A 26,779-nucleotide genomic window follows, 5' to 3' on the forward strand; every position below is an offset into this window, starting at 1 on the left:
CCCCGATTTCTGCCATAAGAATCGATTACAAAGAGTTGGAGAGGTAATAAGCATGATTCAACGATTGATGGAAGCGTACTGGCCTGACTGGAACGGCAGCACGGTGGATGGTCCTACGGGCTGGAACAATACCACCTGTTTTATCCATCGTGTTCGTGAGAACCGCCGTTCTGTCATGCGTATGTACAATACACATCGGGATAAGGGCAAGATCCAGTTTGAACTTGCTGTACTGAACTCGCTGCAGCAGATGCCGCTAAGTTTTAAGATTCCTGTGCCAATCATCTCCACATCGGGCGATCATGTGGTGCAATTATCGGATGGCAGCGACCGATACGCATGCCTATTTGCTTACATTGAAGGAGTGCGCCCGGAAGCAGACTCGATTCAATCCGTGTTATCTTTCGGGGAGAAGACGGGGGAGCTTGTAAACGCACTTGCGGTTTGTTCAGTTGGTATGGACCCGGTGTATCCGCCGTATTACGAGCTGCTTCAATCGTATCCTTTATGCAGTGAGGCCTTTGTTCTTGGTTTTTGCCAGCGCCCGCCACAGCCGTTAAGCGATCTCCGCGACGCGCTTGTTATATTAGAAGAGGCCTATGTTGATATATGCGGCAGGCTGGACTCCCTGAAAAAGCTTCCGCAGCAGCTGGTTCATGGCGATCTGAATTGTTCTAACCTGCTGGTAGACGCAGAGGAATCAAGCAAAGTTGTCGCATTGCTTGATTTTGAGTTTTGCACGCGGGACGTGAGAGCAATGGAGCCTGCGGTTGTGATTTCAGGTTTTCTGGGTTCTGAGTTTGAGCGAGAACTCATTAAGAGGTTCTGTGAAGGGTTTGCGTGCCGTGTACGGTTAAGTTCGGAAGAAATTACGGCGATTCCGTTTCTCATGCGCTTGCGCATGGTCGATGTGTTTTTGCACTTTATGAGTCGTTATATAGAAGGAACGGATGATGTCAACGTGTTAAGGGAGCAGGTGGGTTCGCTGGCTGCAGGATGCAAACGTCTGGAACACAGTCATGAGTGGATGGACGACATGTTGAATCAATATTTGATGTAAGCAGAAGGAAGGCTAATCGATGAAACGCAACGCAACCAAGAAAAAACCCGGACTCTCTTAGAGACCGGGCTCGACGCTCTGACCATGATTTCTAAGAAATCATGGTTTTTTGCATTATTTTTTCAGCAGATTCATATGGTCAAGTTCCGTATTGCTGTTGAAAATAAACTCTAATTTGTAATCACCCCGATTGTAGGTGAGTTTGGTTTGAGTGGTCTTGCCGTTTTTGAAAGTGGATGTGGCATCCGGAGCAAACCAGTTTTGCTTTAACATCTTCATCGTAATGCCGCCGATATTAGTCTGTCGTTCCACATTGGTTCCAAAATAACGCATCTCACGGATTTTGTTCAGTTTATAGGAGAAGGCATAGCCCGGGTTCCCCATGTTGGCACCGTACAAGTCAAAGGCGTCTGCATCCTTACCTGGTAAAGAAGGCTCGCCAATCGTCTTGTAAACATCCTGCTTTGTGCTTTTACCGATTGTTAAACCGCTGACTGAACCAGGAAACTGGCCCTTTAGTGCGGGTTTATAGAAACTGTTGAGTCTCTGAAGAGCCTGTTCGGAAGCGTAATTGCCGGTGCTTGCCGTTGTGGCCGCTTCTGCTTGGTGAATAGGGAAAACGGTATAATTCACTCCCAAAGCACTCAGGCCGACAACCCCTGCCATGGTAAAGGTGACGATTGCTTTTTTAGCTGGCTGTTTCATGTCCATGTTGTATCCTCTCCTTTGTAACATGTATTTACCACATGCTCCGTTTATCAAACAAGAATTCCGGACTTATCCTCCCATGATAGTGGAAGCGAAGAAATATTAGGTTACGATTATATGAAGATGAAATCTCAGAATTGATACTCAAAAGCGAAGCTGGTTTGCAGAAGGCTGTGATTACCACACGTCTAACGGGTACACCGGCTGCGGAAAGAGATGATGAGGCCGATCGAAGATTCATTATAAGCGGGGCATTTCCCATATGATAATGCTCAAGATGATATGAATTATATGTAAAATCGTGTAATCTATATAGAACCGTCTTTCTTCAGGAGGAGTTATGGAAACCAAATCGCTATTCAAAGTGGAGCAGCTTGCTCTGAAAAAACACAAAATATTTAAGCAAAGCCAGCTTCGATATTTAGCACGGTCCATGCTTGCCAGCATGTTCATTGGCTTTGGCGTCATTGTCGCGTTTAAGACAGGTAACTTTTTTTATCTGGAGCATTCCCCCTTGACGTACCCGATGGCTGCCCTTACGTTTGGCGCCGCCATCATTCTGATTGCGTATGGGGGAGGAGATTTGTTTACCGGGAATACCTTCTACTACACGTACGCCGCTCTGCGCAAGAAGCTCAAGTGGATTGAGGTTGTCAAACTGTGGATCTTCAGTTACATCGGGAACATTTTGGGCGCATGCGCGTTTGCGTTGTTGATTTTCTTGACGGGACTCTTTATGGATTCGTCCGTGAACGGGTTCCTGCTGCATGTGGTTGAGCAAAAAATGACAACCCCGATGGTGCAGCTGTTCTTCCGGGCGATTTTGTGCAACTGGCTCGTATGCCTTGCATTTTTTATCCCCATGTCACTGAAGGGCGATGGCGCCAAAATGTTCGCGATGATGCTGTTTGTATTCTGCTTCTTCATCTCCGGCTATGAGCACAGCATTGCGAATATGTGTACGTTTGCCATTGCGTTGGTTCTGAACCATCCGGGCACGATTTCATTTGATGGTGTGCTGCACAATTTGATTCCGGTGACGCTCGGCAATTTAGTTGGAGGCGTGCTGCTTATGGGCTTTATGTATTATTTTGTAAATAAACCTTTCCTGGATGCTTCGGTAATCGCTTGATGAATAACACGTAATGGCAATAGGGGAGCCCTATCATGCCCGTCCGGTTACTCTCTTAATAGGGAGTACATCTGGGTGTCATGCGGAACACCGTCTTGATAAATATATCGGCGAAGAATTCCCTCCGCTTCAAAACCGAGCTTGGTTAGGAGCGTCCGGGATGCCTGGTTCTCGATAAAAACAACGGCGCCGATACGAGACAGATCCAGCGTGTGAAACCCATAGGCAATGATGGCCGAAGCAGCTTCGCTTGCATAACCCTGACCCCAGAACTCAGGATGAAGTTCATAGCCGATTTCGGCCCTCTTGTGCCTTGGAGACCATAGATTAAATCCGATCGTTCCGATCAAACCGCTCGTCCCTTGGAGCTCGATTCCCCATCGAAGGCCGCGTTTCTCGGCATGGTTTTTGGCGAAAAAATCAACCAGCTGGAGCGCTTGGTCGAGGGAAGTCAGCTTGTCTTGTCCGTAGTAGCGGACAACATCGTCATTCGAGAAGCAATCATAAAGAGCCCCAGCATCCTGTTGGTGAATTTCTCGCAGTAACAATCGTTCTGTCTCTAATCGTGGAAACATGCTTTCCCTCCCAGGTAGAAATTAACAGTCTGAATACTATTCATTATATTAATATTCATAGGATAAGAGAAGAGGGGCTCCTAGCAGGAGGCCTTTCTTTTGAGTTTGTATAAGAATTATTTTGAGAAAGTGCATTGTTTGGTGATATTGAGTGGGATACAATGTATCTGAACGAAATGAGAATGATTATCATAATCAATAAATGCAATAGGATCTCGTTTCGTACCTTTTAACAACAGGCAAGGGGAGAAATGGTTTTTATGTTAGGGATAAGGACACATCACAAGAGCGCCAGATGGATAATAGCTTTACTTGTACTGATGATGGTTCTGGCTGGATGCGGCAATCAGCAGGACACGGCGGACAAGCAGGCGGCTCAAAATAAGATGGATCAGACAGAGGCTGATACCAAAGTGATGAAGGATGAATTCGGCGACGTCGAAATTCCGGTAAATCCGAAACGGGTAGCGGGTATTTATGTGGAGGACTATCTCTTGGCTCTCGGCGTTACGCCAGTTGTTCAGTGGTATCATCCGAGCTGGGGGAAACAGGATTACTTGGATCTGGATGTGCCAACCTTTGATATAACAGGGAGCATGGAAGGGCTGCTGGAGGCAAGCCCGGATTTGATCATCGTTGACGGTGCGGTGGATGCAGCAAAATATGAACTGTATTCCAAAATAGCCCCCACCTATCGGCTGCCGGAGTCCATTCTGCAGAAACCAACGGAAATCCTGAAAACGATAGGGGATGTGCTCGGTATTCCTGAAGAAGCTGAACGTGCGCTTAACGAGTACAATGAGAAGATCGCTGACGCCAAAGCGAAGCTGAAACAGGCCGTTGGCGAAGAGACCGTTGCCGTCCTCAGGCTGAATATCGGGGATAAGACGCTTGCTCTGTTTGGTATCGAAAACCGTTTTACCGGCAACATCTATAAAGAGATGGGATTGATCCCTCATCCGTTTGTGAGAAACATGACCGATTATCAGGCCATTTTGTCGCAAGAGAAAATTCCTGAGCTGGATGCAGATCATATCATCGTATTCCCATCGAACGGCGGATGGGACTCGGAGGAGAACCAAGAAGCGATGCAAGTATTTGATAGCCCGCTATGGAAGTCGGTACCGGCAGTCAAAAATGGACATGTCTATAAAGGCAATCGGACGCACTGGCAATCCGGCGCAATTACCGCTAATATGATGAAGGTTGATGATCTCTTGAAATGGTTTGTCCAATAAGCAGATCGTCCGTAAACTAGAATATAAACAGAAAGCTGCCGGCTGCGCTGGATGAGCTTTCTGTTTCTTTGCACTATATTCGAAAAAAGTTTCTTGGTCAGGGGAAGATGAGATGAAGAATGAGAACGGCAGGATAAACCGCTCCACTTGGTTCTATGTGTTGAAGGATATTCAGCTTCGTTCAGAGTACATCGATTGGCGGGAAGATTTCGTGCAGGGCAACGAGTTTACGCTGCTGATCGTGACGGCCGGAAGCGGGAAATGGGTCTTGGATAAAACAGAGCTCACTATGCGTGGAGGGCAGAGTTATCTGATAGCTCCCGGTTCGACAGCACGTCTCCGTTCTGAAACAGAAGGCATGTGTTTCTATCATTTAACTTATGAACTCTGGCGGAGTGAGGGTAGATGACCCTGGACAAACTGCGCCTGTACGGAGCTCTCAATCTTCTCTGCGGCAGGGGGAACTGTTGTGCCGCCCGTTCTCCCAATGCATCGACTATCTGGAAAGCCTTTATCGGCACCGGCATACATGTAACGAACTTGAATCCTTCGAATTAGCCGTCTGTTTTCAAGCGTTCATGCTATTCCTATATCGTCAGAATCAGAACGATTCTTACACGTTGAATATGCGTCATGCTGTAGAGTTATCGATTGAACATCTGAAAGAGCATTATGCAAACCCATGGACCGTGGAACAACTGGCTGAATTAGCGAATGTTGCACGCTGGCATTATACACGTATATTCAAAGAGATTACGACCCAGTATCCCCTCGATTATCTGAACGGGATTCGAATAGATCGGGCAAAACATATGCTGCTGGCAAGCGATGACCGACTGCTGGACATTGCACAGTTTGTCGGTTTTAACAGCGAATATTATTTTAACCGTCGTTTCAAACAAACCGTTGGTGTTTCTCCTGGACAATATCGCCGTAACCACTACCGACAGGAGAATATGCGAGTGTTTGCACCTTTCCTTGAAGATTTTCTGGTGGCCCTCGGAATAACCCCGGTCGTGCAGTGCTCACACTCCAGATGGGGTAAGCAGGATTACCTCGGTTTGCTGCACGTCCCGGTTATTGATATTGAGAACGAGGATATTGCTGTACTGTCTTGTCATAAGCCTGACTGCATTATCATAAATATCGGGTTTGAACGCTGGATGTCGGACGATGGTTTGGGACGGTTGGCTCCAACGTATCAGTTCCCGCACCCGGGTGAGGATTGGCGTCTGACCCTGCGTAAATCGGCGGAACTGTTGGGCAGGAAGGACCGCGTGTTGGATATCATTTCACAGTATGAGCATAAGGCCAGCGAAGCCAAGAGGCTTCTTAGGCAATCGGTCCGTACACAGACCGTTGCTTGTCTTCGAATATCAGCCCTCGGAATCAGTCTCTATGCGGGTCCTGATCACGGATATACGGGACCTATACTGTACAAGGACCTTGGTCTGACCCCGCATCCACTCGTTCTGCAGTTGTCCTGGGGGGCCAGGATAGCCAGCCTTACCAAGGAATGGTTGAAGTTGCTGGATGCCGATCATCTGTTCATTACGTTTGATAAGCGTCATTCTTCCTGGGAAGGGGAGGAACGGAGTATGCTGGACTGGTCAGAATGGCAATCACTACCTGCTGTACAGGGCGGCTGCGTGTACGAGGTCGATTTTCTGACCTGGATGAATTATGGGGTGATCTCGCATGGGAAGAAGATTGAAGATGTGCTGAGGGTGCTGGCATAATAAATGGACTGATCCAAAGTCAGTAATGACTAAGGACCAGCCCATTTTAGGTTTGCTTTCATTTGAAGGAAATAAGATTCAAAGCACGTTTACGGCTGCTAGCGTATTTGAATGCGGCTTAAACTGCCGCCGTCTGTAAACAAGCGCTTGATATGTTGTTCGACTGCGGCATCCGGAATGAGGGGCGGTGCTTGATGCGGTTTCGAACGGGCATCGATAATGATATTGTCGCAGCCCCAATGCTTGTGCTCATAGTAGCCGTTCACACCGTGAATGTCATGGGAAGGGTTGCTTCGCGTAAAGGTCGCCCAGAGAAAATTGCTGATGGCCGCACTCATGAATTCACTGTCATCACATAGAATGATCATCGGGCAAGAGGGGAGAGGGCCTCTCGCTCGAATAGCCTCGCTTAGTCCGTCCATTTCCAGCTGCACATCGGAATAACTCGTAAATGGGGAACCCTGTATAGCCACAATGCCTGGCATGATCAATCGGGCAGGGGAGAATCCTGGCAGATCCTTCAAGGTTTCAGGCACTTCATGGCAGAGCTCTCTTTTTTTATCCCCAACCGCTGCAAAGACAACCTTGCTGCCAGTATTGAGTCCGGTTCCGGAATAATCGAGGGTATCGATTGTAGTATTGGTCTGAAAATGGATGTCCCGGTGCAGATTGATGCGCTCCAAGATATACGTCAAGAACCCCTCGATATGGTGCGTGCTTAACGCTTGTTTCTCTTCAGCGGCAATGAACAGATATTTGGCCAGACTCAATTGGCCGGTGCCTAGAATCCGATTGGCAATCGTGAGCAGCTCTGCCGGCTGTTTTACTTGTTGGTAGGGGGTGTAGCGTTCGCTGCCAATGGCAAACAGCAGGGGGTGAACCCCGGCAGCATCAACCGCATGCACTTCTTTGACACCCGGGATCTCTTGGCGAATCGCCCCGCCGGTCAGCTCATGAATCAGCTCTCCAAAGGACGTATCTTCCTGCGGCGGTCTGCCGACAACCGTAAACGGATAAATGGCCCGCTGTTTGGCATATACCTTGTGCACTCTCATGACAGGAAAAGGATGAACAAGGCTGTAATAGCCCAGATGATCACCGAATGGTCCTTCCGGTTTGGTCTCGCCGGGATGAATCTCCCCTGTAATTACAAAATCCGCATCGTGGCTTATACAATAACCATCGACATAGCTGTACCGGAAATGGCGCCCTGACAGCAAACCCGCGAAGGTAAGCTCGCTCATGCCCTCAGGCAACGGCATCACGGCCGATATCGTGTGGGCAGGTGGACCCCCTATAAAAATACTTACTTTAAGAGGCTGGCCCAGCTTGTTTGCTTTTGCCTGATGGATGCCGATGCCACGGTGGATCTGGTAATGGATGCCGACTTCTTTGTTCATTTCATATTCGTTGCCTGTAAGCTGGACGCGGTACATCCCCAGATTGGAATTCATAATGCCCGGTTTTTCCGGATCTTCGGAATACACTTGTGGTAAGGTGACAAAAGCGCCGCCGTCGTCCTTCCAATGTTTGATCAGCGGCAGATCGGCGATTTGGATTTCCTGAAACCCTTGCGGGAGGGCGGTTGTTTTTTTGAGAGGCAATGCGGTTTTAGCCGCTAATCCCGTCCCGACATATTTAAAAGGATTCTTGAGCGCTTTCATGGGTTCATTGCGCAATGCAATGACATCTTGCGTAGACTCGAACGTGTCCCGAAAAATGAATTTGCTGCGCTCCATCGTTCCAAACAGGTTGGATACCGCACGGAAGTTCGAACCTTTTACGTTCTCAAACAACAGTGCCGGGCCGCCTGCCTCGTAAACCTTCATATGTATGGCTGCCATTTCAAGATGAGGGTCAACCTCTTCATGTATACGAACTAAATGCCCGTTTTTTTCCAGATCAATGATGCACTCTTCCAAATTGTGATATTTCATGATATAGCTCCAATCCTTTGAAGATAGTGAACTCATTCTACCATTATCGGTAATCTGTGAGCGCAGGTCAATGACACATGATACATGCGGAGCATCTCTATATATAAAAAATCGCCCTGTCCACATGAATACGGACAGGGCGATACAATATCAATACAGCAGGATACCTTGTTTATTTCTGTACAAGCTGTACATCATAACCCTTTTCTTTTAATAAATCGACAACCATGCCATCCATGACATAATGTGCCGCGCCTACCACGACAAAGGAAGTATGCTCTCCTTCTTTTTCCAGCAGCTCGGACAGTTTAATGGCCATGTTCTTGTCTCGTTCGCCGATCAGACGCTGATTGGTTTCCCCTTGGGTAAGCTGTCCGTCAGCGGTCAGGGTTTTCTTCAGGCCTTCCACGTCGCCTTCAATCCAATCCAGCTGCATTTGCTTCAGGTTGTTGGCAATTTCCTGCGATCCTTTTTCTGACAAGAGGACATCCAGCAGCTCATTCAATTCTTTCTCCTGCGTTTCGGCAGGCACGTCAGCGAACAGGTCAGCTTGCAGCTTAATGCTCTCCAGCTCATGAATTGGCTTGCCTGTCAGCATGGCACTAGTAAGGAAATAGCTGTCGATACCGGTTGCCATGGCCAACGCACTGTCGGCCGGATTCTCGAAATAACCGAACGTGGAGAGGGTGTTGGATACGCCAAAGGGCTTGAAGCTATCAAACGTGTTTGCTGGCAGTGCCAGCTTTTTCAGCGTCTTCTGCAGCTTCTCGTAGGAAGTTGCGGATATATGATCCTGCAGCTTCGTACCGTCACTGTACATCATCTTCTCTTGGAAATAAGACATATCCCCGTTGACAATATCAACCTCGACCCAAAGATCGTCCGATGCCGCAAACGCATCGCGAATGCTCGGATGCATCGGATACATGTCGGTCAATCCCAAATGAACCGATCCGAGCAAATACAGTGTGTTGTTATCGTTAGTCACTTTCCACATCAGGCCTTCGGCTCCGCCATCGGCCGTATCATATGTATACTCAATCAATCGGCTGGCCATCACAACCGCTTGTTCGACGCTTGAAGGCTGATCCAGCTGCAGACCTGCTTTGGTGCCTTTTACGATGCCTTTTTGCTGCATGTAATCCATCGGTTTGACCGCCGTGTTCCCGAAAGCTTCCGGCAGCTCGTAATTGGACAGGAGCTTGAATAAAGAGGTGATGACCATTTCTCTTGTGATTACATCGGCTGTTACATAGGACAAGGAAGCTTCTTTTTTCTTAAGACCCAGCTGATCCAGCTTCTTCGCCGTAGTAGCCATTAAAGATTGAAACTTATCTTCCGTAATGGATTGTCTGAAGGTTCCGTCATAATACCATTCCATCGGATATATGCCGTATTTCTCACCTTCGTTCAGTGTAGCTATCGACCAAGGGCTGATGTCGGGTACGGGAGCAGTCGGTGTGTCGGCATGAATCGGGAAGACATTGCCTAACAGAATGGTTAAGCTTAATGCCCCGGCACCGGCCCAGCGCTTGACTCTACTCCAGCGTTTGTGTTCTTGCATGAAATTGTTCTCCTCTCAAATCGGTTCTGTATGGAAGATAACCACCACAATAGTAGATTATACCATAAGATAGGATAGCTCTGGAATATAGAGGCCTAGTTCCATTGAATAGAAGAGTCCTCATCAGGGGGAGAGCTCACTGCGACAGAAAAACCTATGCGGAATTTGCATAAATATCAATCGATTTATTTTTTTGGTGTAAGCTTATCTAATAAATCAGACGTGTTTAAAGGAAAGGAAGGGAAATGATTAATATTCTAGAGGAAATATACTATGGAAATTGGCGTCCTGATGAATCAATAAAATCTATTGATCCAAATTATAAGTCAATTAATAGAAAAATTTCTAGCTGCATGGAGTCCTTCAAAAAAATTTATCGGAAACTGAATTTGAGCAAATTGAAGAGTTGTTTGATTTGGCAGGTCAATCAAGTGCAATGCATACGGCGGCAGCGTTCGTGCATGGATTTAGAAAAGGTGCCCTGTTGATGATCGAAGTATTTAATGAGGAATAGATGTTATATGCTTGTACTGTACAGTGCGCTTACACCATACCGATCGTTTGAGCTGCATAATTTGTTCGGTCAGCTTCTCCTGCAATTGCAGAACGGCATGAGAAAGAGCAGTCCGCATGCCCGATCCTATATTCTTGGCGAAAAGGTGGCTTCCTACTTGGCGAATCGACCTGGAGCAGCCCTTTGATTCGGGAGAGATGGAGCGCGAGCTGCATTATCATTTTGATTATTTGGCGCGCTGCTTGAAGCAATACTCGGGGATGAGTCCGCTGCAATACAGACATCATCTGCAGATTGAGCGAGCTAAACGGCTGCTGGCACATTCGGAGCTGTCCCTGATCAAAATCGGAGAGCAACGCGGCTTCCAGGATAATAACTACTTTACACGGTTATTCAAACGTCAATCGTCGTACATCCCCGGGGAATACCGGAAGCAGTATCAGGTGTTTCGCGTGGATTCTTCCTAGATAAAATAGCGTATAGTGGTGAGCAAGTATGGACCTGCTGATTCGAAAGACAATTCAATTTGAGGTGGAATTATTTGTAGCACATTATTGAGAGTAGATCGATCTGACATTCCAAAGGCAGCCAGTGTGCTGGCGCAAGCTTTTGCAAAGGATGACCCTTTATATCAACTTATTTTGCCTGATGAGACAACGAGGCTCGACGCACTGAATATTTTTTTTCAGTGCTATATTGAAATGTTGTATCCTTATTCGGATGTATTAACGACGTCTAAGGACTTCGAGGCCGTGGCGTTGGTATTCCATTCGGAGCGACAGGCAGGAACACTGCTCTCTAACGTTAAGTATGCGAAACAGATCGGGCTCGCCATAATCAAATCCTTGCCGATTTGCCGAATCATTGGGATACGAGGATTTGTTCGAGGACTAACCATTTTGCGCAGCATGAGTTCAGTTTGGCTATCGATGCTGGGCGACCGGCAGTATATGCACTTGGATATGATTGCTGTGCAGGAAGGCTGCCACGGACAAGGATACGTTTCGAGGATCATAAAGCCACTGCTTGCAGAATGTCATACGAAGAATATCTTATGTACGTTGGAGACACAGACCCCAAGCAACGTACCCATTTATGAGCATTATGATTATCGCATGGTCAAAATCATTCCGTTACCCAACAGTTCACTCCGGCAGTATTGCATGGTGTACACGCCGGATGGTCTTCAGCAGCATGAATAGCCAGCAGGAACGTTTGCAGATAAGTTGGGAAGAGAAGAGGGTTTATTATAAAAAAACTGCCGCCTCGCGTTACGCAAGGCGGCAGTTTTTATGATTTCTTGCTTATTGTTGAACAATTGCGATAATTTCGTCTTCAAGCTCAAGTCTTACCTGTTCGCTGTATGCGCGAATGTTGTACTCGGAGTGCAGGTAGCGAAGAATCGCTTCAATGAGGTTAGCCTCAATCAAATACTGGGTTCTTCCGCTTACCCATACTTCCGCCGTATAACCGGTATCCTCATCCCAGCTAAGCTCAAGCGATACATCTGTCGGTTTGACGCCTCTGCGTTCCGCCTGGTGAAGACAGACCGCATTGATGATTTCGTCCATGCTTAGAACCATGGATTAGTACCGATTATTATTGTTATTGTTGTTGTTGTCGCGACGCTCGTTTTGTTGACGACGATTCTTCACGGCGCGTACAACAGCCATAACGACCATAATCAAAGCCCAGATTGCAATGAGGTTAATCAACAATCCCATAATTTCGCCCATGAAGCCCATGCCAGCGAACATTCCGCCGAAGAGCAAACCGGCAAGACCACCGATCATGAGACCTTTCATCAAGCCGCCGCCGCTAAAGAATCCGCGTTTGGTTGTGTTGGCTGCTCCTGTGTTATTGGAACGGTTGTTGGATTGTTGCACATTATTGGTATCATTCTTTTTCGGAGTGCTGTTGTATGTCTTATTACCGGATTTGAAACCGCCGCCGCCTCTTCTGGCATCTGCGGAATCTGGTGTCAGCGCTACAAAGAACAGTGTAATCGCTACAAGAATAGTCAATACTTTTTTCATCGTGTTCTGTCGAACCTCCCAGTGAATTTAGAGTAATAAAGAGTACTACGGACGAGTCACGATAAGGTTTCAAAATTTGTGCGACCATGTTTTGAGGCGGTTGAGCGCTGCTGCTGTTTTAATAAATCCAGTACCCAATCACACCATTTCAGCTCGGTCTCAGCCATCATCAATCCTTTGGTAGCGAGTACATAATTGCTGAATGCTTTGCTTCCAAGCTCTCGGGTTTCCTCCGGAATCCCCTCTAAAATCTGCTCGTAATAACGCTTTTTCTCCAGATAGCCAATTCTGCGGTCCTCGAAAATATCAACGGCGATGCCGATCTCCGCTAACCACAGGCAGAAGGTTCGAAGAGAAAGTTCATCTTTGGTGACTGCGGGAGCAATGGGTTGGTACATCCATTCGCGCAGCTTCTGCATGCCCTTTTCGGTAATCGCATAGATTTTCTTGTCCGGTTTATCACTTTGCTGGACCCAGTGAGAGGACAACAATTGCTTCTCCTCCATGCTGGACAGCAGGGGATAAATTTGACTGTGTTTGGCTTGCCAAAATGGCTGTATGCGAAGCATCAAATCGTATCCTGATGATTCTCTTCTTGCTAGTAGTCCTAACAAGCCGTATGACAACGTATTCATGGACATAACTCCCTTTGAAACGCATATCGTGGACACTAAGGTTGGGATGGAAATCCGCCTATCGGTCCGGTTGATAAAAAGTGTACACTGAAACTGTATGGTTTGACAACTGGGGGAGGGTTCTTTCTCTCTGCTTTTGGTAAAATTGTGACTAAAAAAGCACAAACGCCTCAGCGCTTGTGCTCCAATTTGACTTTGAATGATTTATTTGTTCTCGTAACCTTCGACTACCAGATCAAGCGCGCCTGTGTTAGGGTCGATAACCATGCCGTGAACGGGTACGTTTGGCGGAAGCAGCGGGTGTTTTTTGATCAGGTCAACGGTGTTTTTTACGCCGTCTGTAATGTTATCGAAACCGCGAAGCCATTTGGACAAGCGGATGCCGGAATTTTCAAGCGTGGAGAGAACTTCATCCGAGATCCCGCGGTCTCTCATATGCTGGATCATATCCTCGGCGTTCAGGGAAGCCATGCCGCATTCATAGTGGCCTACTACGATTACTTCTTCCGCATGAAGCTCGTACAGTGCAACCATAACGCTCCGCATCACACTGCCGAAAGGCTGGGAGATGATAGCGCCGGCGTTTTTAATGATTTTGACATCGCCATTCTTGAAATTCATTGCTTTTGGAAGCAGTTCGACGAGCCGTGTATCCATGCAGGTGATGATGACGAGTTTTTTCTCAGGAAAACGACCGGTCAGATAGGATTCGTATTCTTTGTTCTCTACAAAGCTGCGGTTGTGTTCCAAAATGCTGTTTAGGTGTTGTTCCATGGATATTCTCTCCTTCGTTTCGATCGTCGTTTATAGTTGTTGCACTCGGGTATCTATAATCTGAATATTGGTGCCGTAATGTTGTCCGCTGCTGTCAAGGCGGAAGGAGCACACGCCGGGATCGGCGTCAAGCTTCATCTTGTCCTCGAAGAAAATTTCCTGTCGACGGTTTACAATAAAAGGCACAGGGCTTCCCGTATCTACAGTGATATCATCCACTGTAGGCTCATCTACAATTACGCAGGCTTGGAACGCCGTTGACGGCACATCCGCATCCCTCCGTGTCATAGATCAGCCTGATGGTGCCTGGCTTGTCCCCAAGTTTATCCTTCAGCTTCTGCTCGGCTTGGGGGGTGAGTTGAATAATCAAGGCATCCTGACACTCCTTTATATGTAGAATGTTATTTATTCTTTCTGGAAGTTGATTATATACCTTGTAAAAAGTATCATCAATAGAGTATAAAAGATTCCTATCACTAAAAAAGAAGGTGAGCCCGTATGGCAGTACAACATTCACAGCAATGGGAACAATTTGATCGATTGGTTCGCAAAATTATGAGCTACTACGAAGCTATAGGCCTACTTCATTGGGATTTACGGACAGGTGCTCCCCGCAAAGGAACCGAAATTCGTTCCGAAACGATCGGGGTTCTATCTACAGAAGCATTTAAACTGCAAATCTCGGAGGAGATGGGACAGCTTCTGTCTTTTTTTGCCGAGCCGGAACAGGCAGAGCAGTTGGATGATCGCAAACGCCGCATGATCGCGGAAGTGCGTAAAATGTACGACCAGAGCAAATCCATTCCACCTGAACGCTTCCAGGAATATTCGATTCTTGCCGCCCAATCGGAAACGAAGTGGGAGGAAGCGAAGAAGAATAGTGATTTCGAAGGTTTCGAGCCATACTTAACCAAAATCGTAGCGTTCAAGCAGGAGTTTATCGAATATTGGGGCGTGAAGGATACCCGATACGATACACTGCTTGATATGTACGAGCCGGATCTGACGGTGGAGAAGGTGGATGCCATCTTCGAACGTCTGAAAGCGCGTCTGGTGCCGCTGGTCCATGCAATCCAGGAGTCTTCCTTCAAACCGGAAACAGCTTTCTTGAAACAGCTGTTCCCAAAGGAACAGCAGGAGAAATTCAGCTTGTTTCTGCTGGAGCAAATGGGTTATGACTTTGAAGCAGGACGCCTGGATGAGAGTGTGCATCCATTTGCGACGGGTCTCAATCCTGGCGATGTGCGCATTACGACCATGTATCTTCCGGATGACGTGCTCAGTGCGGTATTCAGCTCCTTGCACGAGGGCGGGCATGCACTATATGAGCAAAATATCGACAAGACACTGGCAGGCACGCCGCTCTCCGGCGGCACCTCCATGGGCATTCATGAGTCCCAATCCCGTCTTTGGGAGAATATGATTGGCCGGAGCCGCCCGTTCTGGCGTCGTTATTTTGCGGACCTCCAGCAGTACTTCCCTGAGCAATTAAAGGAAGTGGACGTTGAGCAATTCTATCTGGCTGCGAACAAGGTAGAGAACTCTTTGATTCGTATTGAGGCAGACGAACTGACATATAACCTGCACATCATCATTCGCTACGAGATCGAGAAAATGCTCTTTAACGAAGGATTGGCTGTGAAGGATCTTCCGGAAACCTGGAACGCGAAGTATAAGGAATACCTCGGCATTATGCCGACAAACGATGGAATGGGCGTACTGCAGGATGTTCACTGGTCCGGCGGTGATTTCGGATATTTTGCATCCTATTCGCTGGGTAACATGTATGCTGCCCAAATGCTTCACACGATGCGTAAAGAGCTGCCGAACCTTGACCAGTTGATTGAAGAGGGGAATTTGGCTCCAATCAAAGAATGGCTGACAGACAAGGTTTACAAGTACGGCAAGAGCGAGAAACCTTCCGAGATTATTGTGAGAATCACAGGAGAAGAGCTGAACCCGGACTATCTGGCGGATTATCTGGAAGAGAAATATAAAGAGATTTATAAGCTTTAATGGATGAGACGCAGCCCTTGTGGCTGCGTTTTTTTCTTTTACATAGGAAAAGCTCATTTGGTATTTTATCTTCTCCGCACATAGGGTACAGCGGCATGAGTGACACTGCCAGGCGTTTAACCTTTGGGCAGACGCATGCATATGTTGAAAAGAAAAGTTTGTTCAAGGGAATGGAGGGTTACCATGAAGCGTCAAAAATGGTGGGGGCTGGCGTTATCGATGCTGCTTGTTTGCGGAGTAGCGCTTGCCGGGTGCGGTGGCGGTGGATCGGCTACAAAAGTCAAGATTGGCGAAGTGACACGTTCGATCTTCTATGCGCCGCAGTATGTCGCGTTGGAGAAAGGATTTTTCAAGGAAGAGGGGCTTGATGTGGAGCTGCAGACGACCCCGGGCGGTGACAAAACTATGACGGCATTGCTGTCAGGAGCTATCGATGTGGCGCTAGTCGGCTCCGAAACCTCGATTTACGTCTATCAGCAGGGCTCTGAGGATCCTGTCATTAACTTCGGTCAGCTGACACAGACGGATGGCACATTCCTGATGGCCCGGGACGGATCAGGCGCGTTTGATTGGAACAACGTGAAGGGTAAGGTATTCCTGGGCCAGCGCAAGGGCGGAATGCCGCAGATGGCAGGCGAGTTCACACTGAACAAAAAAGGGATTGACCCGCACGGTGATCTCGAGCTGATTCAGAACATTGATTTTGCCAATATCGCATCAGCCTATGCTTCCGGTACGGGTGAGTTTGTGCAGCTCTTTGAGCCGCAAGCCTCCATCTTCGAAAAAGAAGGCCGGGGTAAGGTGGTAGCTTCCTTCGGCGTGGAAAGCGGACATCTGCCTTATACGGTGTTCATGACCAAGCAGAGTTATATCGACAAACATGACGCAACGGTTCAGAAGTTTACCAATGCCCTCTACAAGGCACAGCAATGGGTGGATGCCAACACTCCTGAGGATATTGCTGATGCCATCATGCCTTATTTCAAGGATAGCGACCGGGATATCGTCGTTTCTTCTGTTAAACGGTACAAAGAGCAGGGGAGCTACGCAACCGATCCGATCGTGGATGATGCAGAATGGAACAATCTGCTGGACGTGATGGATCAAGCCGGCGAACTGAAAGAGCGGGTAGCTCCTGAGAAGATCGTTAACAACACGTTTGCCGAGAAAGCGAAGTTAGCGAAATAATGACGTACTCCTGATCCATAGAACGAAAGGAGAGAGCACCATGGTACCGGTAGTTGAATTGAATGATATCGCTCACGTATATGTCACCGATCGGGAAGCCTCTCTGGCTGTGGAAGGAATTCACTTGAAGGTGGAGCCCGGCGAATTTGTCAGCCTGGTTGGACCTAGCGGTTGTGGCAAGACGACCATATTGTCTGTCATTGCCGGCCTGCTGCAGCCGTCCAAAGGAGCCGCTTACGTGAATGGCGATCCGATATACGGGCCGTCACCGGAGGTGGGATACATGCTGCAGCAGGACTATTTATTTCCGTGGCGGACCATTATGGATAACGCCTTGATTGGTTTGGAATTGACGGAACGATTGAATCCGGAGAGCCGCAGCGCCGTGCAGAATCTGCTCAGGGAAATGGGGCTTGGCGACAGCGGCAATCTGTATCCGTCACAACTGTCAGGCGGGATGAGACAGCGGGTCGCACTCGTTAGGACCTTGGCAACGGATCCCGGTCTGCTTCTGCTCGATGAGCCATTCTCCGCATTGGATTATCAGACGAAGCTGCAGCTCGAGGATTTGATTGTGGAGACTTTGAAAGAGCGGGGAAAGACCGCCATTCTGGTGACCCATGACCTGTCGGAGGCCATTGCGATGAGCGATCGGGTCATTCTCTTAAACCGCAATCCCGGGCGGATTCACCGGTTATTTGATATTCCGGAGAACATCCGACGGGCGCAGCCTTTTTTTTGCCCGCAAGGAGCCGGGCTTTAATGAATTGTTTCATGAGATTTGGGGCGAAATGCAAACCATCGGGAAGGAGTGAAGCCTATGACAACAAGGCATGAGCCTTCTGCTTCTTCTTCGAAGGGCTGGCTCCAGGATATCTATGTTAAGCACACAAAGAAGAAGAAAAGCATCCGGAATCGGGTACTGGCGGTCCAGCTTAGCTTGCTGCTGCTGTTTTTTATCTGGTGGGAAGCGGCTGGAAGATGGAAGTGGATTGACGTGCTTTTATTCAGCTACCCGTCCAAAATCTTCTCTAATATATGGGGCAACATGGTTAGCGGCGAGTTGTGGGGGCATCTGGGGATCACGGTTGGAGAGACGGTTGTCGGGTTCCTGCTGGGCACGCTTGTCGGCACGCTGCTGGCTGTCTTGATCTGGTGGTCACCGTTTCTTAATAAGGTTCTGGACCCTTACATGGTTGTGTTCAACAGCATGCCGAAAGTGGCGCTGGGTCCTATCTTTATTGTCATGTTCGGCGCCGGCTTTACCGCTATCGTGATCACTACATTATCCATTACGGTCATTGTGACCACCCTTGTGGTATACAACAGCTTTAATGAGGTGGATTCCAATCTGATCAAGGTTGTCCGTACTTTCGGCGGCACCAAGCGTCAGGTCTTTCAGCGTGTCATTCTGCCGGCATCCTATCCGGCCATTGTGTCTACACTGAAGGTCAATGTGGGCATGGCATGGGTCGGTGTCATAGTCGGTGAATTCCTGGTTGCGAAATCGGGTCTTGGTTATCTGATCATGTACGGCTTTCAGGTATTCAACTTTACGCTCGTCCTATCAAGCCTTCTCATTATCGCTGTCGTGGCCACGGCCATGTATCAAATCGTTGTATATATAGAAAGAAAATTGTTAACTCATCGTTAAAGCGCCTTGTCTTGGGCAGGTTCCCTGTATGGTTGTCTATGGCATGAAAATAGGCTAGGATGAAGTAAAACCATCACAATCGCCTGGAGGCTCTTCATCACATGGGATTTCGTGTCATCAAAACGGCCGCGGCAAGCCTGCTTGCCATTTTAATTACAGATGCCTTAAATATACCGGGGGCTACGTCCGCCGGTCTTCTTGCTATACTCGGCGTGGACGTCACGCGCAAACGGAGTGTGCGCTCCATATCATCCAGGTTCTTTGCTTCGCTGCTGGGACTGCTGCTGGCGTGCATTCTTTTTTATTTTCTCGGCTTTCATTACTGGGTTCTGGCACTCTACATACTTCTCGCATTCCCTGCGATTTCAAAAGCGAATTTCAAGGAAGGAATCGTTACCAGCTCCGTCGTGGTGTTTCGAGTGTTTCAGGGCGAAGAGATTGGCTTCGACATTCTCCTTACTCAGGTTGAGTTACTAATTATCGGCCTTGGGTCAGCGATGCTGGTGAACTTGGTGTACATGCCAAACAGTGAGGGAGCGATGATGGAGATCCGCCGCAGGGTGGACGGGCTCTTCTCTGTCATTTTCAATCATTTCTCGCTCACGCTGAGAGACCCTGAACATATATGGGACGGTAAAGAACTGATTGAGGCCAATCGGCAGATCGAGCGGGGAATAGAAGAAGCGAAGCGGGCATCGGAGAATCAGATGATTCATCCGGACGGCTCTTGGAACATATATTTCTATATGCGGAAGGAACAGATGGAGAACATCCAGAGCATGATGCATCAGATATCGCAGGTGTACGAGCGTCTTCCTCACGGGGTGCTGACCGCTGAAATTTTCGATCAATTAAGCAAGGATGTTGTTGCTGAAGGATATACGGGCAAGTCCGAAGGTCTGCTGATTGAGCTGGAAGACCGGTTCAAGGAAATGGATCTCCCGACCACCCGCGAGGAATTCGAGGTCAGATCCGCGATTCTGCAGCTCTGCCATGAGCTGGAATACTATTTGAATATATCGAAGAAGTATAAGGCACCCACGGCAAAAAAACCGCAGAAGCGTGCGGATTCGGCCCCGTAGCTCAGGGTTTTTCAAAAAAAAAATCTGATATTTTTAGCATCATATGAATTTATTTGGACCACTTCATTCAACATTCGCCCATCTCGTGCATACACATGTATGGAATGATTGTATGGAGGAGGTTCGAAGATGTCATTGAGTCATAAACACCAATGTAGAGAAATCATCACGAAGGCGATCTGCGGCAAGGGTCGTAAGTTCTCTACCGTAACACATACCGTGACTCCGCCTAATAATCCGACCAGTATTTTGGGGGCCTGGATTATAAACCATCAATACGAGGCGGTTGCCGCCGGAGACGGAATTGAAGTTATTGGTACTTACGATGTTAACATCTGGTATTCCTATGACAAAAATTCGCAGACCGACGTGGCGAAAGAAACGGTGTCGTATGTAGAACGCGTGCCTCTTTCCTATCTGGATCCGAAGCATCGCGCAGCAACGGTGGAGGTGTCGGCAGAAGCGACACAGGAGCCGAGCTGCGTCGAAGCCAGCGTATCCTCGAATGGCACGAGTGTCATCCTGCGGGTAGAGAGAGAGTATGCGGTGGAACTGGTGGCCGAAACCAAGGTCGTTGTAAAAGTATGCACCAACCACCATGGTGACTACGAAGACAAAGAGTTCGACTACGCCCTGGGAGACGATGTCGATGATTACGAAGACCTTGATTACGAAGGTCTGGAGGATGAACTGTAAGTTACCCCTCCTGTAGGAATGATTATAATCTTAGCATATGCAGTGAGGGCAGCTTTGCGGAGGGCGGATGCCCTCTTTTTTATTTTTTTCGCGAGGGGGGCTAGGGGATGACTAAATCCATGGTAAAACCAACTGCTGCAAAAGGTTATGTTCCAATCAATGGGGCTAATGCAATCCTGGCACAGGCACGTATGATCAGGTCCGGCATTCCTTGCCAGTTGGGCATGGCTTCCGGGGAGGAGCACCGCTACACAGCCAAATACTCGGTTCATGTTCGGAAGCTGGCTGCAGCCTCGATCCGCCACCATCAGCTGGGAGGCAGCGAGGTGTTGTATGAGCCTGATCCCGAGAATGGGAGATACGAAGACGGTCTGCACCGGAGACTGGAGAAAGCGGCACTGCGTTCGCTGTATACGCTGGGTGTGGATGAAGGAGAGGTCATCATTACGGCCCGGCCCGGGCGGAGATACGTGGTTGAGAGTGTTCGAATGAAGGGGGGACGGAATCAAGCGGTTATGAGTGCCAAGGGCGGCCCGACGGAAGGGGGCAATACGCTTAACGAGACCGGAGACGCTCCAATCACTCCATCGCTGCTGATCGGAATGGATCCGGAGTTTGTGCTGATGCAGGACAACGGGCAAATCGTGTTTGCTTCCGAGTTCATGGCACGTGGCGGGGAAGTCGGCAGTGATGCCGTGCGTTTTTCGGGGGGAGGTCATTTACCCCATTGCCGAATTAAGGCCGTCACCCAAAGCAGACCCTAAGGAATTGCTTCACGAAATGCAAAAAGCGCTGCGCACTGCCCAAACGATGATTCTGGATCGTTCGCTGACATGGAGAGCAGGTGCTCTGCCTTGCGGGGACTTCCCGCTTGGTGGGCATATTCATTTCAGCGGTGTTCCGCTGTCATTGTCACTGCTTCAGACGCTGGATAATTATCTGGCACTGCCGCTGGCGCTGCTGGAAGATCCCAAAGGGCGCCATCGCAGACCCCGATACGGTTTCCTGGGAGATTTCCGGAGGCAGCCGTATGGCGGTTTTGAGTACCGAACGCTTCCCAGCTTTCTCGTCTCCCCCCTCGTGGCGAAGGTATCGCTGTATCTCGCCTATCTGATCGCCCGATACAGCGACCGGCTGCTCGCAAGGCCCCTGAATACCGAACGATACCACCGGGCCTATTACGACGGGGATAAGACCGTGCTCAAAGAGTGTATAGCGGGGTGGCACCGGGATCTGTCCGCACTGCCGGAGTATAAGGACTATGCCCGTGAAATTGAGCTTGCTCTTGTGCATATCGAGGCGGGGCGAACCTGGGATGAGAGCAGGGATATCAGACCGCTGTGGAATATTCCCGTTAAGCCTTGATGCCTTGAGGTCAATTTCTGTTATAATAGAGGCCAAGCTAGAAAAGGCATGGAGGTACGTCATGGCTAAATATACGCCGATGATTGAACAATATTTAAATGTAAAGGAACAAGCGAAGGATGCGTTTCTTTTTTTCCGCTTAGGCGATTTTTATGAAATGTTTTTTGATGATGCGATCCTCGCGTCGAAGGAACTGGAGATTACACTAACCGGCCGCGAAGGCGGTGGCACCGAGAAAATACCGATGTGCGGAGTGCCGTATCATTCAGCCGAAGGGTATATCCAGCGGTTGATTGAAAAAGGGTACAAAGTCGCCATCTGTGAGCAGATGGAGGATGCCTCCGTCACCAAAGGCATGGTGCGCCGGGAAATCGTCCGGGTCGTAACGCCGGGAACGATCATGGACGGCAAGGTTGTTCACGACAAATCGAACAACTATATGGTGTGTGTCACAGAAGCGGGCGGATTGATGTCTTTATCCGCATGCGACTTGTCGACCGGCGAGCTCTATGTGACCTCGGTTCCATGGTCGGAGGAGTGGCTCCGGGACGAGATTGGCCTCTATGAGCCTTCCGAGATTATCGGTGACGCAGCGCTGCTTGAGATCATCTCTTCACAGTCGCTTCCCGGCAGCCGGAATATCGTATATACGGCGTGGGATCGAAGAGAGGATGCGTTGGTTCGAACCCAATTCGGGGAGCCCGCCTGGGCTCGTCTGGAAGAGGAACGCAGAGCCTGCGTATCTCTGCTGATCTCGTATTTAAGCGAGACGCAGAAGCGGTCACTAGGGCAGCTGACGCAGATTGCTTCCTATGAACCGGGACAGTACATGGTCCTGGATCCATTCACAAGACGCAATCTGGAGCTGGTCGAGACGGTGCGTGAGCGTTCGAAGAAGGGTTCGCTCCTGTGGCTTCTGGACCGAACGGAGACCTCGATGGGGGCAAGGCTCCTGCGGCGGAGAATCGATAAACCGCTGTTGTCCCGAAGCCGGATCGAAGAGCGGCTGGAGGCTGTGGAACATCTCTATAACCAGTACATACTGCGAGAAGATTTGCGGATGGCGCTTAAAGAGATTTACGATCTGGAACGGCTGGTAGGCCGGATTGCGTTTGGCAGTGCGAATGGTCGGGATTTGAATGCGCTCAAGCTGTCGCTGAGACAAATTCCTTCCCTGAAAGAGCTGTGTGCTCAATCTCCTTCCGAAACCCTCCGGCGTGTAGCCGCGGATACGGATATTTGCGACGATCTGTGCGAGCTGATCGAGGACGCCATTGTGGATGAGCCGCCGGTGTCCGTACGTGATGGAGGGATTATCAAGCCGGGATATCACGAGCGCCTGGACGAATTCCGTGAGGCAAGCACCAGCGGCAAACGCTGGATCGCAGAGCTGGAAGCCAAGGAACGCGCGGCTACAGGAATCAAATCCCTGAAGATCGGCTACAACAAGGTGTTTGGCTACTTCATCGAGGTAACCAAGTCCAATCTGTCTTCCCTGCCGGAAGGCCGGTATGAGCGGAAGCAGACGCTCGCCAATGCGGAACGATATGTTACACCGGAGCTGAAGGAGAAGGAAGGTTTGATCCTGGAGGCCCAGGAGAAGATGGTGGACCTTGAATATGCCCTCTTTACCGAGCTTAGGGACAAGCTGAATACACAAGTGAGCCGATTGCAGAAGCTTGCCGAGCGAATCGCGGAAATCGACGTTTACCAATCGCTGGCTGCGGTCAGTGCAGAGTACCGGTTCGTGAAGCCTGAGCTGAGCGACGGGTATGATTACATCGTTGAAGGCGGACGCCATCCTGTTGTTGAATCGGTCATGAAGGATTCTGCATTTATTGCGAATGGCACGGATTTGCGTAAGGACGGCTCCTCTATCCTGCTTATTACCGGTCCGAATATGGCTGGAAAAAGCACATATATGCGCCAGGTTGCCTTATTGTCAATCCTGGCCCAGCTCGGCTGCTTTGTTCCGGCAGAGCGCGCGGTTATCCCGCTGGTAGACCGGATCTTTACCCGCATCGGAGCAGCGGACGACTTAATTGGAGGCCAGAGCACCTTTATGGTCGAAATGGCAGATATTCAGGTCATGACGGAAAAAGCAACGCCTCGCAGTCTGATTATCATTGATGAACTGGGACGCGGAACGTCAACAAGCGAAGGCATGGCCATTGCACAAGCCGTCATTGAATATGTGCATGATCATATCGGATGCAAGGCGCTTGTATCCACGCATTTCCATGAGCTGGCTCATCTTCAGGAAAGTCTTGGCGGCCTTAAGAACTATTCCATGGCCGTTCAGGAGAGCGGAGATAAGGTCCATTTTCTCCGCAAGCTGATCCCGGGGGCAGCAGACAGCAGCTATGGTATTTATTGCGCCAGATTGGCAGGTCTGCCCGGCAGCATCATTGACCGTGCTTATGGCCTGCTGCAGGGCTTGGAGCAGGCTTCGCTGGCTGCTGTGGCTTCGGAGCATGGGGCGGCATTGCAGCGGGAAGAGACCGCTTCAGCCTCTTTGGCTGCCGAGGGTACCGATGGAGCAGTAATGGCAAGGGAGCAGCGTGAAGATGCGTTCCCGTATACCCCCCGCGACTTGAGCCATGGAGAACGGAAGGGGGGCGTGGTACAGCTCTCTATTTTTGGAGAAGACGAAGTGCCTGATCCGAGAACGGCGAAGGTTGGCAAGGATGGACATGCCATGGCGCCGGAAGCTGTACAAACTCCTGCGATCAGAGGTATTATCGATGCGGTGAAGGGTGCCGACGTGATGAATATGACACCTCTTCAGGCCATGCAGTTCTTGAATAATCTGAAGATCCAGGCGAAGGATATATAATTTTTGCATGGGATTGAAGTGAAACGGAGGTAGGAACAATGGGGATTATTCGTATTTTGGACGAGCACATCGCAAACCAGATTGCTGCCGGCGAGGTGGTGGAGCGGCCTGCCTCCGTTGTGAAGGAGCTTGTGGAGAATGCCATCGATGCCGGGAGCACCAAGATCGACGTTACGGTCGAAGAAGGCGGACTCGACAGCATTCGTGTCACGGATAACGGGGCAGGCATTGACCCGGAAGATTGCGAGACGGCTTTTTACCGCCATGCGACAAGCAAAATTACGGAAGGCCGGGATCTGTTTCAGATCACGAGCCTTGGATTCCGAGGCGAAGCCTTGCCGTCCATTGCCGCGGTATCCAAGGTACGGCTGGTGACGTCCAATGTTCAGGACGGCCGCGGCCGGAAGATCGAAATCGAAGGCGGGCATCTTCGTGTGAACGAAGAGACTGCTGCACCCAGGGGAACGGATTTCCTGGTGAAAGAATTGTTTTTTAACACGCCGGCAAGGCTGAAATATATGAAAACGATCCAGACGGAGCTTGGGCATATTTCCGATTACATGTATCGGTTGGCTCTTTCGCGGCCGGATATTGCTTTTACGCTTCGGCATAATGGAAACTCTCTGCTTCAAACGCTGGGTAATGGTGATGCTTTGCAAGTGATTGCGGCTATCTATGGCACCCAATCCGCTAAAGCCATGCTCGCGTTTGAAGCGGAGAATATGGATTACACACTCAGCGGATACATCAGCCGTCCGGATTACACCCGGGCGAACCGGAACGGCATGTCGCTGATCATCAATGGAAGATATGTCCGCAACTATGGCCTGATGCAGGCCATCTTAAGAGGGTATCACACGCTGCTGCCGATTAACCGGTTTCCGCTCGTTGTCATTCAGCTGACCATGCATCCCTCATTGATTGATGTGAACGTGCATCCATCCAAGCTGGAAGTGCGGTTCAGCAAAGAACAGGAGCTGTTTGCATTTGTGGAGGAGGAGATCCGCAAGGTGCTGCAGCAGGAAATACTCATTCCCCGCCCTGCCAAACAAGCTATTGGCAAAAGCGAGCATGCCTTCATTCAGGAGCAGCTGCATTTTCCCAATGCGCAGGGTCGGGATGCGTCGGTAAGAAGCAGGGAAGACGGAGAGGCCCCGGCGGCACGAAGCGGTGATCAATCCGATCAAGGTATGACGTCCTTCCCGCCACATGGATCAGCGTGGCCCGAGAAGCGGGATCATTTACAGCCCGAATCCGGTATCAAGCGCTCTTACGGGGATGGGTCAGGCGGAACGCCAGCAACGGCTTCCATGCGGGAAACGGCTGCAGCCTCTTCCTATCGCAGCGAGTACCGTTATGAGAACAAGGGGAATGCCCATATTCCGTCTGTAACCAAGGAATGGCTTCAGGCTGCATCAGGGCCTGCCCCGGAAATCCCGCCATTTCCAGAACTTACATTGATCGGTCAGCACCACGGAACTTATCTGATTGCTCAGAATGATTCCGGGCTATATTTGATTGATCAGCATGCCGCCCATGAGCGGATTAACTACGAGTACTATTACGAGCAGTTCGGTAAGCCGGCTGACGCCTCACAGGAGCTGCTGCTGCCGATTACACTTGAATTCACACCATCGGAATCGGAGAAGGTGAAGCAGCGGCTGCACTGGTTTGAGAAGGTCGGCGTATATATGGAGTTTTTCGGCGGCCAAACCTTTCTGGTGCGTTCCCACCCGTTCTGGTTCCCCAAGGGTGACGAGAAAGCCATCATTGAAGAGATGGCTGAGTGGGTGCTGAGCGAACGAAATATTGATGTTGCGAAGCTGAGAGAGACCTCATCGATCATGTGCTCCTGCAAGGCCTCTATCAAAGCCAATCAGAAGCTGACCGAGCAGGAGGCCATGACATTGATTCAGCGTCTGGGCGACTGTCGCCAGCCATACACCTGTCCGCATGGACGACCGATCGTGGTTTCATTCTCAGCTTATGATTTGGAGAAAATGTTTAAACGCGTCATGTAACAGCAAGGA

Annotated in this window: 27 protein-coding genes and 2 pseudogenes; 19 read left to right on the plus strand and 10 right to left on the minus strand. The window is 49.4% G+C overall.

Annotated elements, in window-relative coordinates; translation table 11 throughout:
* Positions 1 to 52 precede the first annotated feature (52 nt).
* Entirely contained in the window at positions 53 to 1,060 is a 1,008-nt protein-coding gene (locus PVOR_RS12730) for a phosphotransferase (protein WP_006209612.1), read from the plus strand.
* A gap of 114 nt (positions 1,061 to 1,174) precedes the next feature.
* Here PVOR_RS12730 and PVOR_RS12735 read toward each other — a convergent pair whose 3' ends face one another.
* A complete protein-coding gene (locus tag PVOR_RS12735; RefSeq protein ID WP_006209614.1) occupies positions 1,175 to 1,771 on the minus strand; it encodes a YjgB family protein in 597 nt (198 codons plus the stop codon).
* A gap of 337 nt (positions 1,772 to 2,108) precedes the next feature.
* On the opposite strand from PVOR_RS12735, the gene PVOR_RS12740 reads away from it, so the two are divergent.
* A complete protein-coding gene (locus tag PVOR_RS12740) occupies positions 2,109 to 2,900 on the plus strand; it encodes a formate/nitrite transporter family protein (RefSeq protein ID WP_006209615.1) in 792 nt (263 codons plus the stop codon).
* Positions 2,901 to 2,947: 47 nt separating this feature from the next.
* On the opposite strand, the gene PVOR_RS12745 is transcribed toward PVOR_RS12740, so the two are convergent.
* Entirely contained in the window at positions 2,948 to 3,475 is a 528-nt protein-coding gene (locus tag PVOR_RS12745; RefSeq protein WP_006209616.1) for a GNAT family N-acetyltransferase, read from the minus strand.
* Between the two features lie 320 nt (positions 3,476 to 3,795).
* Between PVOR_RS12745 and PVOR_RS12750 the strand changes: the two genes are divergently transcribed.
* The 3 genes from PVOR_RS12750 to PVOR_RS12755 all read left to right on the plus strand — a co-directional run bounded on the left by PVOR_RS12750 (position 3,796) and on the right by PVOR_RS12755 (position 6,452).
* Positions 3,796 to 4,713, plus strand: a complete 918-nt coding sequence (locus PVOR_RS12750; protein ID WP_234972848.1) for an ABC transporter substrate-binding protein — start codon at positions 3,796 to 3,798, stop codon at positions 4,711 to 4,713.
* 112 nt (positions 4,714 to 4,825) lie between these two features.
* On the plus strand, positions 4,826 to 5,122 hold the full coding sequence (locus PVOR_RS29590; RefSeq protein WP_006209619.1) for an AraC family ligand binding domain-containing protein: 297 nt from the start codon (positions 4,826 to 4,828) through the stop codon (positions 5,120 to 5,122).
* A gap of 217 nt (positions 5,123 to 5,339) precedes the next feature.
* A complete protein-coding gene (locus PVOR_RS12755; protein ID WP_234972851.1) occupies positions 5,340 to 6,452 on the plus strand; it encodes a helix-turn-helix domain-containing protein in 1,113 nt (370 codons plus the stop codon).
* A gap of 98 nt (positions 6,453 to 6,550) precedes the next feature.
* On the opposite strand, the gene PVOR_RS12760 is transcribed toward PVOR_RS12755, so the two are convergent.
* Both PVOR_RS12760 and PVOR_RS12765 read right to left on the minus strand, forming a co-directional pair.
* Entirely contained in the window at positions 6,551 to 8,389 is a 1,839-nt protein-coding gene (locus tag PVOR_RS12760; protein WP_006209621.1) for a UbiD family decarboxylase, read from the minus strand.
* A gap of 172 nt (positions 8,390 to 8,561) precedes the next feature.
* Complete coding sequence (locus PVOR_RS12765; protein WP_006209622.1) at positions 8,562 to 9,953, minus strand: TraB/GumN family protein; 1,392 nt, start codon at positions 9,951 to 9,953, stop codon at positions 8,562 to 8,564.
* 245 nt (positions 9,954 to 10,198) lie between these two features.
* On the opposite strand from PVOR_RS12765, the pseudogene PVOR_RS31685 reads away from it, so the two are divergent.
* The 4 genes and pseudogenes from PVOR_RS31685 to PVOR_RS12780 all read left to right on the plus strand — a co-directional run bounded on the left by PVOR_RS31685 (position 10,199) and on the right by PVOR_RS12780 (position 11,669).
* Positions 10,199 to 10,467 (plus strand): annotated as a pseudogene (locus PVOR_RS31685) (DUF6809 family protein).
* A gap of 7 nt (positions 10,468 to 10,474) precedes the next feature.
* The gene (locus PVOR_RS30625) at positions 10,475 to 10,654 is read left to right on the plus strand and encodes a hypothetical protein (protein WP_006209623.1); all 180 of its coding nucleotides are present in this window, start codon (positions 10,475 to 10,477) and stop codon (positions 10,652 to 10,654) included.
* The gene (locus PVOR_RS12775; RefSeq protein WP_160163986.1) at positions 10,602 to 10,934 is read left to right on the plus strand and encodes a helix-turn-helix transcriptional regulator; all 333 of its coding nucleotides are present in this window, start codon (positions 10,602 to 10,604) and stop codon (positions 10,932 to 10,934) included. Before PVOR_RS30625 ends, PVOR_RS12775 begins: the two co-directional genes overlap by 53 nt.
* 87 nt (positions 10,935 to 11,021) lie before the next feature.
* A complete protein-coding gene (locus tag PVOR_RS12780) occupies positions 11,022 to 11,669 on the plus strand; it encodes a GNAT family N-acetyltransferase (RefSeq protein WP_006209625.1) in 648 nt (215 codons plus the stop codon).
* A gap of 102 nt (positions 11,670 to 11,771) precedes the next feature.
* On the opposite strand, the gene PVOR_RS12785 is transcribed toward PVOR_RS12780, so the two are convergent.
* The 6 genes from PVOR_RS12785 to PVOR_RS31690 all read right to left on the minus strand — a co-directional run bounded on the left by PVOR_RS12785 (position 11,772) and on the right by PVOR_RS31690 (position 14,282).
* A complete protein-coding gene (locus PVOR_RS12785) occupies positions 11,772 to 12,050 on the minus strand; it encodes a YxcD family protein (RefSeq protein ID WP_006209626.1) in 279 nt (92 codons plus the stop codon).
* Between the two features lie 3 nt (positions 12,051 to 12,053).
* On the minus strand, positions 12,054 to 12,503 hold the full coding sequence (locus tag PVOR_RS12790) for a hypothetical protein (protein ID WP_006209627.1): 450 nt from the start codon (positions 12,501 to 12,503) through the stop codon (positions 12,054 to 12,056).
* A 56-nt stretch (positions 12,504 to 12,559) separates the two neighbouring features.
* A complete protein-coding gene (locus PVOR_RS12795) occupies positions 12,560 to 13,138 on the minus strand; it encodes a PadR family transcriptional regulator (protein ID WP_036637524.1) in 579 nt (192 codons plus the stop codon).
* A gap of 204 nt (positions 13,139 to 13,342) precedes the next feature.
* On the minus strand, positions 13,343 to 13,912 hold the full coding sequence (locus tag PVOR_RS12800) for a beta-class carbonic anhydrase (RefSeq protein ID WP_006209629.1): 570 nt from the start codon (positions 13,910 to 13,912) through the stop codon (positions 13,343 to 13,345).
* Positions 13,913 to 13,942: 30 nt separating this feature from the next.
* Positions 13,943 to 14,179, minus strand: a complete 237-nt coding sequence (locus tag PVOR_RS12805; protein ID WP_006209630.1) for an iron-sulfur cluster biosynthesis family protein — start codon at positions 14,177 to 14,179, stop codon at positions 13,943 to 13,945.
* Positions 14,139 to 14,282: an iron-sulfur cluster biosynthesis family protein gene (locus PVOR_RS31690; RefSeq protein ID WP_234972849.1), complete on the minus strand. Its 144-nt coding sequence runs from the start codon at positions 14,280 to 14,282 to the stop codon at positions 14,139 to 14,141. The genes PVOR_RS12805 and PVOR_RS31690 overlap by 41 nt, the downstream gene beginning before the upstream one ends.
* 128 nt (positions 14,283 to 14,410) lie before the next feature.
* Here PVOR_RS31690 and PVOR_RS12810 point away from each other — a divergent pair, with 128 nt between their 5' ends.
* The 10 genes and pseudogenes from PVOR_RS12810 (at position 14,411) to mutL (ending at position 26,770) form a co-directional block, all read left to right on the plus strand.
* Positions 14,411 to 15,928: a carboxypeptidase M32 gene (locus PVOR_RS12810; protein ID WP_006209631.1), complete on the plus strand. Its 1,518-nt coding sequence runs from the start codon at positions 14,411 to 14,413 to the stop codon at positions 15,926 to 15,928.
* 183 nt (positions 15,929 to 16,111) lie between these two features.
* Complete coding sequence (locus tag PVOR_RS12815) at positions 16,112 to 17,116, plus strand: ABC transporter substrate-binding protein (RefSeq protein ID WP_006209632.1); 1,005 nt, start codon at positions 16,112 to 16,114, stop codon at positions 17,114 to 17,116.
* Between the two features lie 40 nt (positions 17,117 to 17,156).
* Positions 17,157 to 17,931, plus strand: a pseudogene (locus PVOR_RS12820) (ABC transporter ATP-binding protein).
* Positions 17,932 to 17,936: 5 nt separating this feature from the next.
* Positions 17,937 to 18,770: an ABC transporter permease gene (locus tag PVOR_RS12825; RefSeq protein WP_006209634.1), complete on the plus strand. Its 834-nt coding sequence runs from the start codon at positions 17,937 to 17,939 to the stop codon at positions 18,768 to 18,770.
* A gap of 101 nt (positions 18,771 to 18,871) precedes the next feature.
* Positions 18,872 to 19,852 carry an aromatic acid exporter family protein gene (locus tag PVOR_RS12830; RefSeq protein ID WP_006209635.1) on the plus strand — a complete coding sequence of 327 codons (981 nt, stop codon included), beginning with the start codon at positions 18,872 to 18,874 and terminating at the stop codon, positions 19,850 to 19,852.
* A gap of 129 nt (positions 19,853 to 19,981) precedes the next feature.
* Positions 19,982 to 20,548 (plus strand): outer spore coat protein CotE, encoded by a 567-nt coding sequence (locus PVOR_RS12835; RefSeq protein ID WP_006209636.1) that lies wholly within the window; start codon positions 19,982 to 19,984, stop codon positions 20,546 to 20,548.
* 107 nt (positions 20,549 to 20,655) lie between these two features.
* Positions 20,656 to 21,312 (plus strand): putative amidoligase domain-containing protein, encoded by a 657-nt coding sequence (locus tag PVOR_RS32520; protein ID WP_006209637.1) that lies wholly within the window; start codon positions 20,656 to 20,658, stop codon positions 21,310 to 21,312.
* Entirely contained in the window at positions 21,239 to 21,913 is a 675-nt protein-coding gene (locus PVOR_RS31695) for a putative amidoligase domain-containing protein (RefSeq protein WP_268741790.1), read from the plus strand. Before PVOR_RS32520 ends, PVOR_RS31695 begins: the two co-directional genes overlap by 74 nt.
* 61 nt (positions 21,914 to 21,974) lie before the next feature.
* On the plus strand, positions 21,975 to 24,749 hold the full coding sequence (gene mutS / locus PVOR_RS12845) for a DNA mismatch repair protein MutS (RefSeq protein ID WP_006209639.1): 2,775 nt from the start codon (positions 21,975 to 21,977) through the stop codon (positions 24,747 to 24,749).
* Positions 24,750 to 24,787: 38 nt separating this feature from the next.
* Positions 24,788 to 26,770: a DNA mismatch repair endonuclease MutL gene (gene mutL / locus PVOR_RS12850; protein ID WP_006209641.1), complete on the plus strand. Its 1,983-nt coding sequence runs from the start codon at positions 24,788 to 24,790 to the stop codon at positions 26,768 to 26,770.
* The last annotated feature ends 9 nt before the right edge of the window (positions 26,771 to 26,779 follow it).

This window comes from Paenibacillus vortex V453, from assembly GCF_000193415.1.
Taxonomy (GTDB): domain Bacteria; phylum Bacillota; class Bacilli; order Paenibacillales; family Paenibacillaceae; genus Paenibacillus_AQ; species Paenibacillus_AQ glucanolyticus.